The sequence below is a fragment of the Methanohalophilus profundi genome (assembly GCF_004137855.1).
GTDB classification, from domain to species: Archaea; Halobacteriota; Methanosarcinia; order Methanosarcinales; family Methanosarcinaceae; genus Methanohalophilus; species Methanohalophilus profundi.
The window spans coordinates 1,760,771-1,776,599 of the sequence record NZ_QBKB01000002.1 but is presented as its reverse complement, the minus strand read 5'-3'; the positions used below and the strand labels follow the sequence as shown (position 1 = coordinate 1,776,599).

The 15,829-nt window shown below is 40.2% G+C and carries 19 protein-coding genes and 2 tRNA genes; 10 read left to right on the top strand and 11 right to left on the bottom strand.

The window, feature by feature from the left end:
- Positions 1-11: 11 nt before the first annotated feature.
- From C9889_RS09655 to C9889_RS09620, 8 genes are all read right to left on the bottom strand, one after another.
- Positions 12-443: a hypothetical protein gene (locus C9889_RS09655; protein WP_129599201.1), complete on the bottom strand. Its 432-nt coding sequence runs from the start codon at positions 441-443 to the stop codon at positions 12-14.
- Positions 392-982, bottom strand: a complete 591-nt coding sequence (locus C9889_RS09650; protein ID WP_164999330.1) for a hypothetical protein — start codon at positions 980-982, stop codon at positions 392-394. The genes C9889_RS09655 and C9889_RS09650 overlap by 52 nt, the downstream gene beginning before the upstream one ends.
- 153 nt (positions 983-1,135) lie before the next feature.
- On the bottom strand, positions 1,136-1,489 hold the full coding sequence (locus tag C9889_RS09645; RefSeq protein WP_129599196.1) for a hypothetical protein: 354 nt from the start codon (positions 1,487-1,489) through the stop codon (positions 1,136-1,138).
- 527 nt (positions 1,490-2,016) lie between these two features.
- Positions 2,017-2,104: transfer RNA gene (locus tag C9889_RS09640), tRNA-Leu, on the bottom strand.
- Between the two features lie 137 nt (positions 2,105-2,241).
- Positions 2,242-3,042 carry a DNA-directed RNA polymerase subunit D gene (locus tag C9889_RS09635; RefSeq protein ID WP_129599193.1) on the bottom strand — a complete coding sequence of 267 codons (801 nt, stop codon included), beginning with the start codon at positions 3,040-3,042 and terminating at the stop codon, positions 2,242-2,244.
- Between the two features lie 50 nt (positions 3,043-3,092).
- Positions 3,093-3,473 (bottom strand): 30S ribosomal protein S11, encoded by a 381-nt coding sequence (locus C9889_RS09630; protein ID WP_129599191.1) that lies wholly within the window; start codon positions 3,471-3,473, stop codon positions 3,093-3,095.
- Between the two features lie 14 nt (positions 3,474-3,487).
- A complete protein-coding gene (locus tag C9889_RS09625; RefSeq protein WP_129599188.1) occupies positions 3,488-4,042 on the bottom strand; it encodes a 30S ribosomal protein S4 in 555 nt (184 codons plus the stop codon).
- Positions 4,043-4,054: 12 nt separating this feature from the next.
- Positions 4,055-4,501 (bottom strand): 30S ribosomal protein S13, encoded by a 447-nt coding sequence (locus tag C9889_RS09620; protein WP_129599185.1) that lies wholly within the window; start codon positions 4,499-4,501, stop codon positions 4,055-4,057.
- 365 nt (positions 4,502-4,866) lie between these two features.
- Between C9889_RS09620 and C9889_RS09615 the strand changes: the two genes are divergently transcribed.
- Together C9889_RS09615 and C9889_RS09610 are read left to right on the top strand one after the other, a co-directional pair.
- On the top strand, positions 4,867-5,145 hold the full coding sequence (locus tag C9889_RS09615) for a hypothetical protein (protein WP_129599182.1): 279 nt from the start codon (positions 4,867-4,869) through the stop codon (positions 5,143-5,145).
- A gap of 114 nt (positions 5,146-5,259) precedes the next feature.
- Positions 5,260-5,787 carry a DJ-1/PfpI family protein gene (locus C9889_RS09610; RefSeq protein WP_129599179.1) on the top strand — a complete coding sequence of 176 codons (528 nt, stop codon included), beginning with the start codon at positions 5,260-5,262 and terminating at the stop codon, positions 5,785-5,787.
- 38 nt (positions 5,788-5,825) lie between these two features.
- On the opposite strand, the gene C9889_RS09605 is transcribed toward C9889_RS09610, so the two are convergent.
- Both C9889_RS09605 and C9889_RS09600 read right to left on the bottom strand, forming a co-directional pair.
- Positions 5,826-5,909 (bottom strand) — tRNA-Ser (locus tag C9889_RS09605).
- Between the two features lie 62 nt (positions 5,910-5,971).
- The gene (locus C9889_RS09600) at positions 5,972-6,697 is read right to left on the bottom strand and encodes a peptidylprolyl isomerase (RefSeq protein WP_129599176.1); all 726 of its coding nucleotides are present in this window, start codon (positions 6,695-6,697) and stop codon (positions 5,972-5,974) included.
- 369 nt (positions 6,698-7,066) lie between these two features.
- Here C9889_RS09600 and C9889_RS09595 point away from each other — a divergent pair, with 369 nt between their 5' ends.
- From C9889_RS09595 to C9889_RS09580, 4 genes are read left to right on the top strand one after another with little or no spacing between them, the layout of a single operon-like run.
- On the top strand, positions 7,067-7,252 hold the full coding sequence (locus C9889_RS09595) for a hypothetical protein (RefSeq protein ID WP_129599173.1): 186 nt from the start codon (positions 7,067-7,069) through the stop codon (positions 7,250-7,252).
- 2 nt (positions 7,253-7,254) lie between these two features.
- Positions 7,255-8,193 (top strand): PAS domain-containing protein, encoded by a 939-nt coding sequence (locus C9889_RS09590; protein ID WP_129599171.1) that lies wholly within the window; start codon positions 7,255-7,257, stop codon positions 8,191-8,193.
- Entirely contained in the window at positions 8,177-8,320 is a 144-nt protein-coding gene (locus tag C9889_RS09585; protein ID WP_129599168.1) for a HAMP domain-containing histidine kinase, read from the top strand. The genes C9889_RS09590 and C9889_RS09585 overlap by 17 nt, the downstream gene beginning before the upstream one ends.
- On the top strand, positions 8,317-8,727 hold the full coding sequence (locus C9889_RS09580) for a sensor histidine kinase (protein ID WP_129599165.1): 411 nt from the start codon (positions 8,317-8,319) through the stop codon (positions 8,725-8,727). The genes C9889_RS09585 and C9889_RS09580 overlap by 4 nt, the downstream gene beginning before the upstream one ends.
- Here the strand turns inward: C9889_RS09580 and C9889_RS09575 are convergent.
- Complete coding sequence (locus C9889_RS09575; RefSeq protein WP_129599162.1) at positions 8,713-11,544, bottom strand: sensor histidine kinase; 2,832 nt, start codon at positions 11,542-11,544, stop codon at positions 8,713-8,715. The two genes, C9889_RS09580 and C9889_RS09575, sit on opposite strands and share 15 nt — an antisense overlap.
- A 128-nt stretch (positions 11,545-11,672) precedes the next feature.
- Between C9889_RS09575 and C9889_RS09570 the strand changes: the two genes are divergently transcribed.
- The 4 genes from C9889_RS09570 (at position 11,673) to ftsZ (ending at position 15,811) form a co-directional block, all read left to right on the top strand.
- Entirely contained in the window at positions 11,673-13,175 is a 1,503-nt protein-coding gene (locus C9889_RS09570; protein WP_129599159.1) for a homocysteine biosynthesis protein, read from the top strand.
- A 2-nt stretch (positions 13,176-13,177) separates the two neighbouring features.
- Entirely contained in the window at positions 13,178-13,564 is a 387-nt protein-coding gene (locus C9889_RS09565; RefSeq protein WP_129599156.1) for a 4Fe-4S binding protein, read from the top strand.
- A gap of 14 nt (positions 13,565-13,578) precedes the next feature.
- Entirely contained in the window at positions 13,579-14,292 is a 714-nt protein-coding gene (locus C9889_RS09560; protein WP_129599153.1) for a UPF0280 family protein, read from the top strand.
- 358 nt (positions 14,293-14,650) lie between these two features.
- Positions 14,651-15,811, top strand: a complete 1,161-nt coding sequence (gene ftsZ / locus C9889_RS09555) for a cell division protein FtsZ (RefSeq protein ID WP_129599150.1) — start codon at positions 14,651-14,653, stop codon at positions 15,809-15,811.
- Positions 15,812-15,829: the final 18 nt, after the last annotated feature.

The window sequence follows — 15,829 nt, the reverse complement described above, 5'->3', positions numbered from 1 at the left end:
CTCAACCCGGATCACAATTTAATTCCTGTTGTATAATTAATTGATTTTGACGTAGGAAATACAAAAGAAAATACATTATTTTTTAGCAGAAAAGAGTCCAGGTTACTAATATCTTTAAAAATATCGCTTAGAACAATACTCCTGCGTACACCTTTTATTTCGATGAATTTACTTGGGAAGGTAGGAGCATGCCAACCTGTAACATGTTCTATCAGCTCAAGCATCGCAATGATACAATCTCTTTCATTTTCAGTAGATGTCCACTGGCATTGATAACCGGAAAGACCCAGATGATAAGACCTAACCTGACCCCTTGAGATATTCAAACCGGTTCCCTTAAGGAGAGGGAATAGCCAGTCGGATAATAAATATTCAAACTTATATGTATCAATTAATTCGAAAGAATCCAGAAATGCCTGTGATCTGAAAAATTCATCACCCATTCATGAACATTCGATCTGAATCTGTGACGCTGTCCATTTACATAAGAAGAATCTGCAAGCCATACAAGGCTTCTGGTCCTTATATCCAGGCCAGCTTCAGATTCAAACAACCAGAGAAGAAAATGAATGGTACTTAAGGGATATTTCCTCTTGTAACTTTGGAGATAGATACCCCTTAGAAGGTTCGGATTCAGCGAATTTGAATGACCTTCAAGGCAGTCCTGACAGCTGGATCCTATTATATGATGCCCAATAGAGAAGATGCATGGATGATATATGTCCAGATCCACAGCAATATATTTTCCTTCAAGCAACTTATTGTGGAAATCTCCCACAGTAGCTGAAAAACTTAATGTTTTGTAGTCATAAACACCAACTATGTCCCATCCAAATTTTGTTTTAAGGAAAGAGGCACTCAGGAGAGAGTCTAAATCGTTGCCAATAATCATACCCTCAATGTTCTGCGGATTATAGAAGGGATAAAAATTTCTAACAATAGTAGAAGGAACATTGCACCCCCTATCCCTCAAAACAGACATATAAATCTCCTTTTACATCATATAAATCTAAAACTTATGCCCATAAATAAATCAATTCTCGATTATTGAATATATAAAGTGAGTTCAAGCATTAATACTTTACCAATTTATTGTCGATTATTGGGAGTTGTGTATAAAAAAGATGGATCAGAGTTAAAAATTACAAACTTCAGCTGGTTCGCAATATCCCATATTTGTACAAAAATCCGGTTTTAAATCCAGACCTAACAGGAAAGTTCCCATAGAGTTGTTCGATTCAATACCCATCCTGGATTTGATATAGGAATCACTTAACCTTGAGGGTAATGCAACCATAGCTTCTGAAACACAGGAGATATTCTCAACTTCAGGGAAAGGTTTTGCCTGAATTAACATTTCAAGTCCTAAATCCGGTGATTTCAGGCGTTTGAAACGGTCATTATAAAACACTATGTTACCCATCACACAGCAATCCTTGCATTTTTCAAGTCGTGCAAGCTCCTGCAGATCACTGATATCTTCACCCACAATTTCATCTCCGTATATAAGTTTCAGATTATTTTCTGGCCAGTCATATTCCTGGTTTGTCAGGAAAGAGACGAGAATCTGTGAGCCAAGTGTTTTTTTTACCCCGGTATTATTTTTTATTCCAAGGCTTCCGGAGGATTTCTTTTCATCAGAAACCTCAAGCCCAAAAATATAATGCCTGTCAGCCTGATTCAGTAAAAGAGTTTCTTCGATGCCTTTTATTGACTTTAGTTTATTCTCTATTTTACTCCAGATATTCTTTATTGAAATGAATAAATCCCCCTTTGACTATGGAGCGACATTTAATCAACTAAGTTTGTAATAACTCAATTATATTTAACTATTGTGCAAAACGCAAACCTATCAAATTCACACCAAAAAGATAAAGGAGAGTTTAAATTGACCTGCAGTAAATCCTAAACTTATCGTTAAAATAACACAGTTAAGGAATACCTATGTAATATTATGAGAAGAGAAAACCAAGAAACACAATTATACAGATGTTTTTAGTTATTTAAAAAAGTATTTGGTGCGAGGGAAGGGATTCGAACCCTCGAACTCCTACGAGACTAGGCCCTCAACCTAGCGCCTTTGGCCTGGCTGGGCAACCCTCGCACGCTGTTGTTTTTCGCCATAAATGAGCTAATGGTATATATACTTTGCCCATATGGATGGCCACAAAAATTCCAATTATGGATTTTTGCTTCTGCTATTAGATCCTATAAAAGGATAATAGGAAAGGGTATCTCCTATTACAATTCACTCAGGATAGCATCAAGGGTTGAAGCTTTCGTCCTGATAGTATTAACTGCATTTATAATTAACTCTTCTGCACTATATGAACCATCGGATTCAAGAGTGAAAATAAAAGATGTGTCATTCTCACGAACCGAGATTGCATCAATCCCACAGACTTCTACACACTGCTTGCAGAGAGAGCAATTCAATAGTCTATCATTCACAACTTCTGCAGATTCCTCACCAAGGGCCAATATATCGCGAGGACATGCCTCAACGCACTTTTCGCAGAGGTCACAGCCTTCAATTGTGATCACTGGCACATTTTTGTAACCACAGGCAACTCCTGCCTGCCATTTAGCGTGGTCGTGACCGTAACCCATTTTTGCAATCGCTTCAAGGACAAGTTGCTGCCCGCCTTTAAGCTTAACAACAGGGATATTAGAATCAGCAGCTTTTACTTTGGGATCTGCGGATACAAGATCCCCTGAATAAACAGTTTTTTCCTCATCCATTGGTGCTTCCACACTCAACGTGAGGGAAACCGTACATGCCGGACACCCCTCTTCACAGGAACACTCTTCATGAGGAGTAAACTCATCGAAACTTGTCACAAGAGGCACCAGGGCCAGTCTCAAAGCTACCTGTTCATCATAAAGGACTGAAGTATTGTTGTAAATATTGACTTCATCGATTGCGAGAGTGGGGACATCGGCAAGCATAGCCCGCCTCAATCCGTTCGCAAAAGCTGCATCCACATCTGACAAAATAAATCTGGCAGATCTATCAGACAGCTCAAGTATATCGATTTCCATTTTCGGGAACCTCGTGAAATTACAAACCTGTCATATGTGTTACACTGCAATTAGACGCGCCTGCCGCCTATTGGACGGGTACCGTCATGTGGCACAGGAGTTACATCCTCGATACGTCCAATCCTGATACCTGCACGTGCGAAAGCCCTAATGGCTGCCTGTGAACCTGGACCAGGACTTCTCTGCTTGTTACCACCGGGAGCACGGACACGAATGTGTACACCTTCGACACCTTTATCCCTGAGAGTATCTGCAAGCTGGCCTGCCATCTGCATAGCAGTATAAGGAGAACTCTCGTCCCTTGCAGCTTTGACTACCATCCCACCGGATGATTTCGCTATTGTTTCAGCACCGGTTATATCGGTAACTGTGATTATAGTATTGTTAAATGAACATTTGATGTGAGCAACAGCCCATATTCCATTTGCCATAATTCAAACCTCCTTCATTCCTCCACAAGGGAAGATGCAACCTGAGCGGGTCTCTCCGGGTGTGACTCGGTAGTCATAGGTGATGTTCCATAGTAATCTATCATCATCTCATCCTGTTTTGACACCAGCATACCAGGAACTGTCAACTTCTTACCACCAATTGCAATATGACCATGGGTAATAAACTGTCTTGCCTGCCTGGGAGTTCTGGCCAAACCAAGTCTGTGGACAAGGGTCTGAAGCCTTCTTTCAAGGATTGTTTCTGTATTTAATACCAGAATGTCATCGATATCGGCATCGCCTTTGATCATGGAATAACGAATTAATTTGGATAGAATCTGGTCTGCTTCAGTCTTTGAGTGACCGGTAAGTTCAGCTTCTGCAGAATCAGCAAGTAATCTACGGGCATCTGCCCTGTAACGTCTGAGGATACTGTGTGCTTTCCAGAGTTCTTTTTTATTCCTGAGGCCATATTTTTTAATCAGATCAACCTCATTTGCCATACGGGAAGCTTGCCAGGGGTGCTTCGGGGTGTCATAACTTTTTCTTTTCTTTCCGGGATAAGCCATATTAAATCACCTTCATCTTGTTTTGCTGACACCTATTGTGGATCCACCGCGTCCTGCGGATTTGGTTCTCTGCCCACGTACCTTCAAACCTCTTTCATGGCGTATACCACGATAGGCACGAACCTTTTTGAGATCGTTCAAATCTTCCCTTATGGTCAAATCAATATCCGGTCCGAGAAGATGTTTATTTTCACCTGTCAACAAGTCCTTTTGCCTATTAAGCATCCACAAAGGAAGGTGGCTTTCAAATGTTCCTATAGCTTCATTAAGCCTGGCAATACCCTCATCAGAAAGATAACCAATGGTTTCTGATGGATCTACTTCTGCACTTTCTGCAATGAGTCTCGCAGTCCTTCTACCAATCCCCTTGATACCGGTTAGTGCATAAAGGACCTTCTGCTTACCCTGCAAGTCAGTGTTCATTATACGTACAAGATGTCTTATTTCTTCGTCTGCCATTATAAACCTCCTTAAGGACACATTCTTGCATCCCGTAGCCCTGGAACTAAGGTCCAGCACTGCCCTTTTACAGGCCGTGTAAAAACCTATGATACAGACTTACTCGGCCCACTATGACTTTCTCTTATATAATGTTAATGTCTGAAATAATATCAGGATAAAGACCAGGTCGATGCTAGACATCATATATGCCAATACCTTTCATATAAAAATAAGTTGTGATCAAAAATAGTAGATGCCCGTTTATTATAAGTGACAATCATAGATAAAAACCAAATAGGCTATTTGAATATACAAAAGGAAACGATAGCCATGACCTCCAGAAAAATACTGACACTAAACCTGAAAAATTTTGTGGCCTACATATGTTGGAATATATTGACCGTTTTTGCAATGTTCTGGCATATTCAGAGAATACGGATAAGCTGATAATGCCAGATTTCAGTAGTCGTGCTGTTATTGAATATATCCAAAACCAGGATACGACTTCGAAGCTATCCATTATTGTCTGTATGGTACAGGAACTTACCGAGGAAAACAGAAAAATACTTGATGATAATGTTGCCTACATTATACATAAAGGAAGGTGCCGGCGCCAGGGGCTCGTACAATTAACTAATAATCTCAAACCTACAGAAAATTAATTTGCCAGATTTCCAGAAAACATAAAACTGAGAAATCCAGAATATTTTTTGCATTGGTATTGTAATCGGTAATACCAAATAGGATACACAAGATACCATAATAAGGTGATCGGTATGGATAACAAAAAGAAAATACTAATGGTAATCGCCCAGGAAAATTTCCGTGACGAAGAATTCCTTCAACCCAGAGAAATCTTTGAAAATGCAGGATTTGACATAACCGTTGCAACAAACCAAAAGAAAATTGCCAGAGGGATGCTTGGAGGTAAAGTCAAACCCGACACAGCCATTTCCTCTGAAAAGGCCGATAGTTATGATGCCATTGTTATTTCAGGAGGCGGAGGTGCAAAGCAGTATCTCTGGGATAACAAAGAACTACACAAAATTGTCCAGGATGCCTACAAACAGGACAAATTGATCGCTGCTATCTGTATATCACCGGTAGTGCTGGCAAAAGCAGGAATACTAAAAGGTAAAAAGAGCACCGTATTCAGCGATCCGGAAAGTGTAAAACAAATCAAAAAGGGAGGAGCTGAATATAAAGACAAAGATGTTATCAGAGATGGCCATATAATCACTGCCAGAGACCCGAAGGCTGCTCGCTCATTCGGCAAAACTGTCCAGGAATTCCTGAAAGAATAACCTACTTTCTTTTTTTGATGTTAAAAAAAATAGAAAGACGCTGAGGGGGAGATTCGAACTCCCGGGGCGCAGAGCACCACCGGTTTTCAAGACCGCGCCGTAGTCCGCTTGGCTACCTCAGCATGATGAAAACAATCACAAGTAACTGGTGAACAGCGCTTATGATATAAAAAATTGGCGAAGATTACTCTTCACCTGATTCATTAGCTTCGCTTTCTGCTTCTGCCTCTTCTGCAGGTGCAGGGGATTCTACCGGATAAGTCTCGACAAATTTGACTTTTTCCATTCCGATATTTTCGATTATCTCAGAAGCAATCCTGTTCTTTGACATGAGCCAGCGCTGGTTGAAACTCAGTGCAACAGGGATATTGATAATGGCGGTCTTATCCTCAACCTCAACTTCGATTTCTGGTACTCCTGTGTAAAGGGAAAGCAGACCGTTGATTTTGTCAACATCTCCTTCGAGTTTCTCGTCGATGGTATATTCATAGGTTACTTCCTTACCTGCAAGAGGATGATTGAAGTCAACGCGTGCACGTCTTCCGATGACCTTGGTGACCACACCACGTTTTCCTTCTATTTCTACACCCATTCCAGGAGTTGCTTTATTGTCCTCAAACTTATTCAGGGAAATGGTCTCAACCTGCTTGGGGTCATGTTCTCCAAAACCTTTTTCAGGAGGAATGACAAGTTCTCCCTTATATCCAACATCCTTGCCAACAAAATCCTCGTCAAGTCCTTTAATGGTATGACCGGCACCTACAACTACCACATCACCGCCATAAACTCCACGTGGATTGAATATCTGGTTTTCCTTGGCCAGTTCCTCATCGGTAGTGTCAAAAATCAGACCGCCTTCGAATTTACCAGTATATGATACTTTTATGAAATCTCCGTTCTCGATTGCCAATATAATCAACTCTGAATTTAGCTTTTAATATGATATGTTAAAGGTCTGTCTCGTATAGCCTTCTGCCTTTATATAACTTTTTGGAAACTAGACTACAGGATGATCGGGTAAACCGGCTATATGAGTCATTTATACCAAGAATAGTGCAACAAAACATGCTATATATATTTTTCTCATAATGATGACGAAAATGAAATACATTTAAAATAAAAATAACATATCAATTATAATATGTATGGACTTGATTCTATACATTAAAAACAATATTATATATTCTCCCAAACATATATAAGTTTATATATCTTTAAAAAAGAGCAATCAATTGCAATATAATTTTGCTAATTAAGGATGGAGAAGGGATGAATATTAATGGTTACAGAAAAGCCCGTACCGGGGAACAATTTGAAGTACCTTAAGCCCAGGGAAAAATATAAAGGTACTGATATATTCACAGTTGCAACAAACTTCGAAGAAATAATCGATAAAAGCCCCATGATTGTTTTTTTTGGAAGGGGGATCAGCGTGCCAGGACAAATTATGTATCTGAAAGAGTAACAATTTTTGGATACAAACCTGAAGATTTCCTGGAAGGGAGGATGACATATAATGAATTCATCCATCCCGAAGATCGCAGCTTTGTCCAGAATGAGTTTGACAGGTTCCGGAAAAATTCGTCAAACCAGTTTACCTGCGAATATCGTGTCGTAGATTCTTCAGGCAGTATAAAATGGATTTCAGAGATTACATTCCCCTGCAGATGTGATGATAATCTGGAATACCATGGAATTTTGCTTGATGTAACAGACCGTAAAATGTCCGAACGGACCATTCTGGAAAAGGAACGTGATATATCCATCCTATATTCAGCATCTGCTCTTGCATCAGAATCTCTTGATGTGGATGACCTCCTTGATGAAATGCTAATGGAAATGGAAGACCTTCTTGACATTACTGCAGGTGGAGTATACATAATAAACCCAGAAGAAAAAGAGGCAGTATTGCGTGCCTATATAGGCCCGAGGGGAGAATATCCTGAAAACATTCACTATTCTACAGTAGAAAACATGTTTGATAATTCTGCAGGTACTCCATCAGGCCCCCTTGTTGCAGAAGATACTTTCCATTACCAGGGCCAAATGCAGCACAAAAAGTATCTTTTATTCCGCCTCTATTCCAGGGAAAAAATAATGGGTTTTATCCAGCTTTCTATCCCCCTCAATCATGAAGTCAGTGAAAAAAGCCTGCAAGTATTGGAACATGTAGGCAAACACATCGGGATTGCAATTGAAAATGCCCAACTTTTCGAAATGACCCAGCGAGCCTATGAAGATCTTAAACATCTGGATAAGCTAAAGAGTGAATTCCTCGCAAACCTGACCCATGAACTGAAAACACCCCTGATATCTATCAAGGGATTCAGTGACCTGCTTGATAAAGGACGACTGGGTGAATTAAACGAAGACCAGAAAAAAAGCAAATTTGGCAGTTGTACGTAATGCAGACCGGCTCAAAAGGCTAATTGACTCCCTGCTTTATATGAGTATGGAAAAAGAGGGCAAATACCAGTATCACTTCGAAGAGGTGGATGTTGGTGAAATCATAACTGATTCCATGGAAAAATGAAAGTCCACACAGAAGGAAAAGATGTCGATATAAGTATTGATATCCAAAATAAATCTTCCCTTATCTATGGTGACAGAGACAGGTTAACAAACGTTTTCCTTAATATACTGGACAATGCATCAAAATTCACACAGGGATCCGGGAAAATAAAAATTACCCTGAAAGAGGAAGAAGAATATATACACATAAAGATAAAAGATAATGGTATAGGAATACCAAAAGAAAAACTTCCGCGTATTTTTGACATGTTTTACCAAATAGATGGATCCACAACCCGCATCTATAATGGTGTTGGCCTGGGACTCCATATATGCAAAAAGGTAATAGATATTCATAACGGAAGTATATGGGCAAGGAGTATGGAAGGATTGGGTACTACAGTTCATGTGAAGTTACCCAAAACCTGAATTTGTATTGTTTTCAGGGTCTTTTTCTATATATACCCAGAAAACACTACCCTGCCCTTCCGGGTTATCTTCCACTCCAACACTGCCACCATGCAAATCTACAATTCTTTTTACTATTGCAAGGCCAAGACCTGTGCCCTTTATGCTTCCTTTTTGTGCCCTGTTAAACCTGTTAAATATGTATGGTTTATCATCATCAGCAATCCCAGAACCCCTATCCTTTATCATTATTTTAAATGAAGAGTCGTTTTCCTGCACCCCTACATGAATTGAACTTTCCGAAGGGCTATATTTGATTGCATTTGAAAGCAGATTGATAAAAACCTCCTTGATTATAGGATTGGCCTTTAGAGGATATGGCTGTTGCAGATCGTGTATTATATCCATATTTTCATTTTCGGCCAGAGGAGACATCTCTGAAATACAGGAAGTTAATATTTGACCCAGATCCATCTTTTGCAGCTCAAGGGTTTCAGTAGATTCAAGTTTGGACAGGTAAGCTGTGTTTTCGATCATATCGATCAAGCGTTCTGTGTTATCCCTGATCCTTGATAGGAAATGAATCTTTTTTTCTTCCTTTTCTTTCTTTATGAGTATGTCTATGAAACCTTTTACGATATTTGCAGGATTTAGAAGATCATGGCGCATTATATCGGTAAAAAGGTCCTTCATTTCGTTAGATTTCTCCAATTGACCTGCATAATTTTTAAGGGCGATTTCAGCCTGTTTTCTTCGTGTAATGTCCTGTGCAGTAAAGATTACCTTTTGAGGAGAATCTTTCAAACCCAGTGGCTGAGAATTGAACTGTATACAGATGTGTTTTTTATTGCATACCCAGTGAAATTCTGTGGAAAATTGTTTTTCAAGAATGTCTGGCCCTAGGTCATTATCAAGATACTTCGAAGACCCTTCGGTGCACATAGAAAATAGAGATTTACCTACAATATTTTCTCTAGAAATGCCAGTAATTTCGGCCATTCCTTTATTAAGATCAATCAATTTCAGATCTTTATTAAGCACACCGATACCTATAGGAGCATTGTCATAGAGGGCAGAGACCCAAGAATTGGCAGTTTGGAGTTCAGAGGTACGTTGATCCACAATTTCTTCCAGATGTTTGCGATAACTTTCCAGTTCCAGTTCTGATCTTTTACGTTCAGTAATATCTCTTACTATACTGAGCATGATACTATTTTCTTTATCAAGTACAGAAGAACTGATCTCAACATCAATAACTGAATCATTCATATGTTTCATTTTCGATTCGAAACGTGTAGATCCTTCATTCAATGTTTTCTGGATTGCTGATTTTGACTGTGCCATATATTTAGATTCGTGAGGATAAAGATCAGCAATTTTCATAGATAACATATCAGAATGGGAACAGCCAATTATTTTGCAGGCACTTCTATTAGCATCTATTATGGTACCCCCTGAAGAGTGGATAAAGATAGCATCGTTTGACCTGTCAAAAAGAGAACGGTAAAGATGCATTGTATTATCAAGCATCATATAGGTTTTACCTCGTTCCTTTGCATTGAATATAGAATCAAACAATATCCTGAGGAGATCATCACTATAGGATGGCCAATGTTTGTTTTTTGTGGCCGAAACTACACCGATAAATCCTACCAACTGATTTTCGACATGTACAGGCATAATCTGAGCTGATTCAAGATCCAATATTGTCAAGAGTCCCTTCAGATTTTTTTCAGAATCTGGGAGTTCCTCTATAGAATTTACGTAATAGGGCTCATTTTTCTGGAATTTCTCAATTATAGTCGAGAATTGTGCAGTTGACAGTGAGTTTAATTTATCCATTGCCATTTCGCATCTTCCTTTTAAATATGGTACGCAAGTGTAATGTGTTAGATGCATATTATTTTCGCTATGGTTTAGTTCATATATAAAAATTGAATCTGCATCAAGAATTCCCATAATCTTTTCCAGTATTGGTTCTATGAGCAAATCAATATCTTCAAAAAAGGGGTCGACGAACTGATTGCATGCTTTTGCAAGAAAACGAAACGCATCGGACTGTTCCTGAGAATGGATTTCTGCCTCTTTTCTCATGTTTATTTCACTGAGTACACCATTACTTCCCAAAAAATTCCCCATTTCATCATATGTTGGATCTATATGATTCTGGAACCAATGCAACTCTTTATTGTAATTCTGAATACGCATCTGTGCTTTAATAGGTAAGATATCCACTAATTTTATTTTTTTAAATATATTCAACCACTCGTCCCTATCATCCAGACATACATAATCTGTAAATGGTCGGGAAATCATTTGTTCAGGACGCAAACCGTATTCTTGAATCTTGGGTGAAATATAGACAATTTTTCCGTCACTGTTGAGGGAATATGGAATTTCATTTGTACTGCCCAGAAGGAAGTCGTAATCATGCCGGGCTTTTTTCACTTCGACCTCCTTATCAATAAATATAGACAAAATCTTTGCAATAAAATCAAGTTTTTGTTTTTCATCAGAATTGAAAGGTGTGTAATTATTTTTCAATGAAAGGTTATTATAAAATAACTCAAGACATAACACATGGCCTTTCTCTTCATTTGTGGATATATGTGAAGAGGAGATTTGATATTTACCCTGCTTAAAGCCAGGAGACTTATAAGGACCAAACAATATTCTTGCAGATGCCTTATCCGGATAGCGAAGTATTTGAGGAAGGATTTTTGCAATTTCTTCCATCTTTTGGTCAAATGATATATCCTCTGTCAGGATTTCATAGAACATATTGTCAAATAATGAATTATGTACGCTAGTACCCATTAACACCATACCAACTCCCATTTGCCATATATTTCACCAAATATAATAACTCTTTGATTCACAAAAACAAAAAAGAATTACATCCAATAACCAGAAGTAATATATAGATACACTAATATTACCAATTGATATTAACAGAGGTAGATTTCATGGTAGAAAAATCCATAGAGGAGATAAACAGGAGAATAAAAGAAGGTGATGTCAATGTTGTGACGGCTGAAGAAATGGTAGGTATAGTGGGAGAACTGGGTGCAAAAGAGGCTGCGAAGGAAGTTGATGTAGTTACCACAGGTACATTTGGGGCAATGTGTTCCTCAGGAGTCTGGCTCAATTTCGGACATCCAGAGCCACCAATGAAAATGAATAAGGTTTTTTTAAATGGTGTGGAAGCCTACTCAGGCGTAGCTGCAGTAGATGCCTTTATCGGAGCAGGACAACTTTCCGAAACTGAAGGTTTCGATTATGGCGGGGCCCATGTAATTGAGGACCTGATACGCGGTAAATCCATTGATCTTCATGCCACATCTTACGGTACTGATTGTTATCCCAGAAAAACACTTGACACTACACTCAACATATATGACCTGAACCAGGCAATCATGATCAACCCCCGTAACGGATATCAGAAATACAATGTTGCTACTAACGGGATGAACAGAACGATTTACACATATATGGGTTCGTTACTTCCCAACTATGGAAATGTAACCTATTCCGGCGCTGGCGTACTGTCACCATTATCCAATGATCCTGATTACCAGACAATAGGAGTTGGAACCCCTATTTTCCTTGGCGGGACAAAAGGACATATTATTGGAGAAGGAACACAACACAGCCCGGAAACTAATTTTGGTACATTGATGCTTAGAGGTGACCTGAAAGATATGAGTGCCGATTACATTCGTGCAGCGAATTTCCATGAATACGGCACATCTCTCTACGTTGGGATGGGCATACCTATCCCCATCCTGAATGAACAACTTGCACAATCAACCGCAGTTACAGATAAAGATGTGGTGACAAACGTACTGGATTATGGGGTCCCAAGTAGGGACAGACCTGTTCTCAGAAAAGTCAATTATGAAGAACTACGCTCCGGTAGCATCGAAATAAACGGCAAAGATACACCCACCTCCTCTATGTCAAGTTTCAAAAAATCACGTGAGATTGCAGAGGAACTGAAAACGTGGGTCACAGCAGGAGAATTTTTTGTAAACAGCCCCTCCCAGAGACTTCCTGCAAAAGCCACATGCAAACCGATGAGACAGACAACCAGAAACCCACTGGTACAGGATATTATGGCCAGGGATGTAGTGGTCATCGATGAAAACGCAACCTTCCATGAAGCAGCTAAAATGATCATGGAAAATACCTTTAGCCATTTGCCTGTAGTTTCAGAGGATGGAAAACTGGCAGGTATTGTGACTGCATGGGATATATCCAAAGCTGTTGCTGAAACGGGATGTAATTATGTGAAGGATATCATGACAAAAAAGGTTCTCACCTCCAATGCCACTGATCCCATAGATATTGCAGCACGTAATCTTGACATGAAGGAAGTATCAGCAATGCCTGTGATAGATGATGACAGATATGTAATCGGTATAATCTCGAGTAATGATATCAGCAAACTGTTTGCAAGGAGGCGGTGAAAATGATGATAAAAATCAATATTTCGTCCAATGTCATAGGAGAGCCCATACTTGCAGAATCAATGATTGAAACCAGAACCGCCCTGAATATCTCGCAGGCACATTTCGATTCCACCTACGGAGAGATTATTGCCGAGGTCGAAAGTGGTGATTTCAAGGCTATAAGGGAAGCACTGGAATCAAAGGGTGCTAAAGTAACAGTTCTAGACCACCCGATCGTCAGGGATGAGGAAGAATGTGTAGAATGTGGAGCCTGTATCTCGGTTTGTCCCGGACATGTGTTCTCCTTTGATGATGACTGGGGTATTGCCCAGGACATAGAAAAATGTATACAGTGTGGCACCTGTATCAAAATGTGTCCGCATCATGCCCTGAGCCTTGAGAAATAATTATCTTGCAAAGCATGAAAGAACATTACCGTCTCAAGGAAACTATAGTTAGCATCCATGCAGATGATGCCAGCCATGTGGAAGCAGCCAAAGAAGCTATTGGCTTCCACAGGTCACTGCTTGAGAATTATATTCGAAGGGACCCTTATTTTCAGATTACACTGGAACCTCATTCATGCCCCAAAGATGCTCCTGAAGTAGTCAGAAGAATGACAGATGCTTCAGCTACAATGGGACTTGGTCCGATGAGTGCCGTGGCCGGTACGATTGCGTCACTTGCTGTTGAAGCAATGGTAGATGCAGGAGCAAGTTTTGCACTGGTTGACAATGGAGGAGACATAGCCTATGTAACAAATCGACAGATTGTGGTAGGTATATATGCAGGAGAATCCGCCGTAAAGGATGTTGGTTTTGTGCTTGAACCTATTGACAATGTGGCCGGGATATGTACTTCATCAGGTACTGTCGGCCCATCGATCAGTTTTGGAATGGCAGATGCTGCAGTTGTTTTTTCCGAAAATGTATCCCTTGCTGATGCTGCTGCAACCGCTCTTTCAAATGCAACCGATCCTGGCAAGGAAGCTGTGGAAAAAGCATTTAAAGTTTTAGAAGGGATTGGGGGTATAAATGGTGCCCTTGTTGTTCAGGGTGAATATATTGGCATGTGGGGAAATCTACCCAGGCTTAACAAAACCCGTGTAGATTACGATTGTATCACAAAAGGATGATATAAATGGATACCCTTATATACAACTATTTATAAATAATAAGTCAGACGAATGTAAGAATACAGTCAGATCAAAGGCGGGTGCTTGGCCGCTGAAAGTCAGACTTAATTCGAACGAATGTCGAATGCCTGAGGGCTACAATAATTAAAAGATAAATTTCAGGTTTCCAAACAACAATTGGTCCTGATTGATTTACATGTAGTTCCGGCGGGATTCCCGTCCGTAAGTGAAGTATGCGGGCGGCTATGAGAGAATTAATTGGAGATAGGGTAAGAGTTTCTTCGTATATCGGGAATGCTGGATACCTTGTCATTACCTAGAAGGCCGTAACGTCACGAATCATCAAGAGGGGATGAATGTGCAGTCCATAGTGCAAGATGCATTAAAACTATCAGAACAAGAAAGAGAGTATCGAAAGAATTTTGAAGAGGAAGAAGATTTTGAATTCGGGCTTCCCAGGATAACCATAGTTGGTTGCGGAGGCGCCGGAAACAACACCGTTAACCGTCTGTATAATATCGGTATCGAAGGTGCCGAAACTATTGCAATAAATACGGACAAACAACATCTTGATCACATCCGTGCTGACAAGAAGATCTTGGTGGGTAAAACCTTAACTCGTGGACTTGGTGCGGGTGGTTTCCCGGAAGTCGGTGCCAAAGCAGCAGACCTTGCCCGTGGAACCCTTGAAGAAGTATTCAAGGAAAGTGACCTTGTTTTTGTAACTGCAGGTATGGGAGGAGGTACCGGTACCGGTGTAGGCCCCGTTGTGGCTGACATAGCAAAAGAACAAGGAGCAATTGTAGTAGGTATGGTCTCCAGTCCTTTCAGGGTAGAAAGGGCCCGTGCTGTGAAAGCTGAAGAGGGAATAGAGGATTTGCGCCGTGCAGCAGATACTGTTATTGTACTTGACAACAACAGGCTTCTCAACTATGTACCAAACCTCCCTATAGAGCAGGCATTTTCAGTAATGGACCAGCTAATCGCTGAAACCGTAAAGGGTATTACTGAAACTATTACACAGCCGTCTCTTATCAATCTGGACTATGCAGACATCCGTGCCATTATGGGATGTGGTGGCGTGGCCGTAATGCTTGTCGGGGAAAGTAAGAATCAGGACAAGAGCGAAGATGTAGTAAGGGCAGCTTTGAATCACCCACTTCTCGATGTCGATTACCGCGGTGCCACAGGTAGCCTTGTGCATATTACCGGCGGACCGGACCTGAGCCTAAAGGAAGCTGAAGAAGTTGCAGCGTCCCTGACATATGAATTGTCATCAAATGCAAATATAATCTGGGGAGCCAGAATTCGCGATGACTATGAAGGAAAGATTCGTGTAATGGCCATTATGACCGGAGTGCAGTCAGCACAGGTACTCGGACCTCAATATCAGGCCGATATTGTAGAAAAGAATACTGAATCACGTTATACAAAGGTCCCAAACGGAAGCCGTCAGGTAGTCGAACCAATGAATCGATCTTCTGACAATGGCGGTTCTATCATAGACATAATTAATTAAAATCTGGAAAGATGCCTC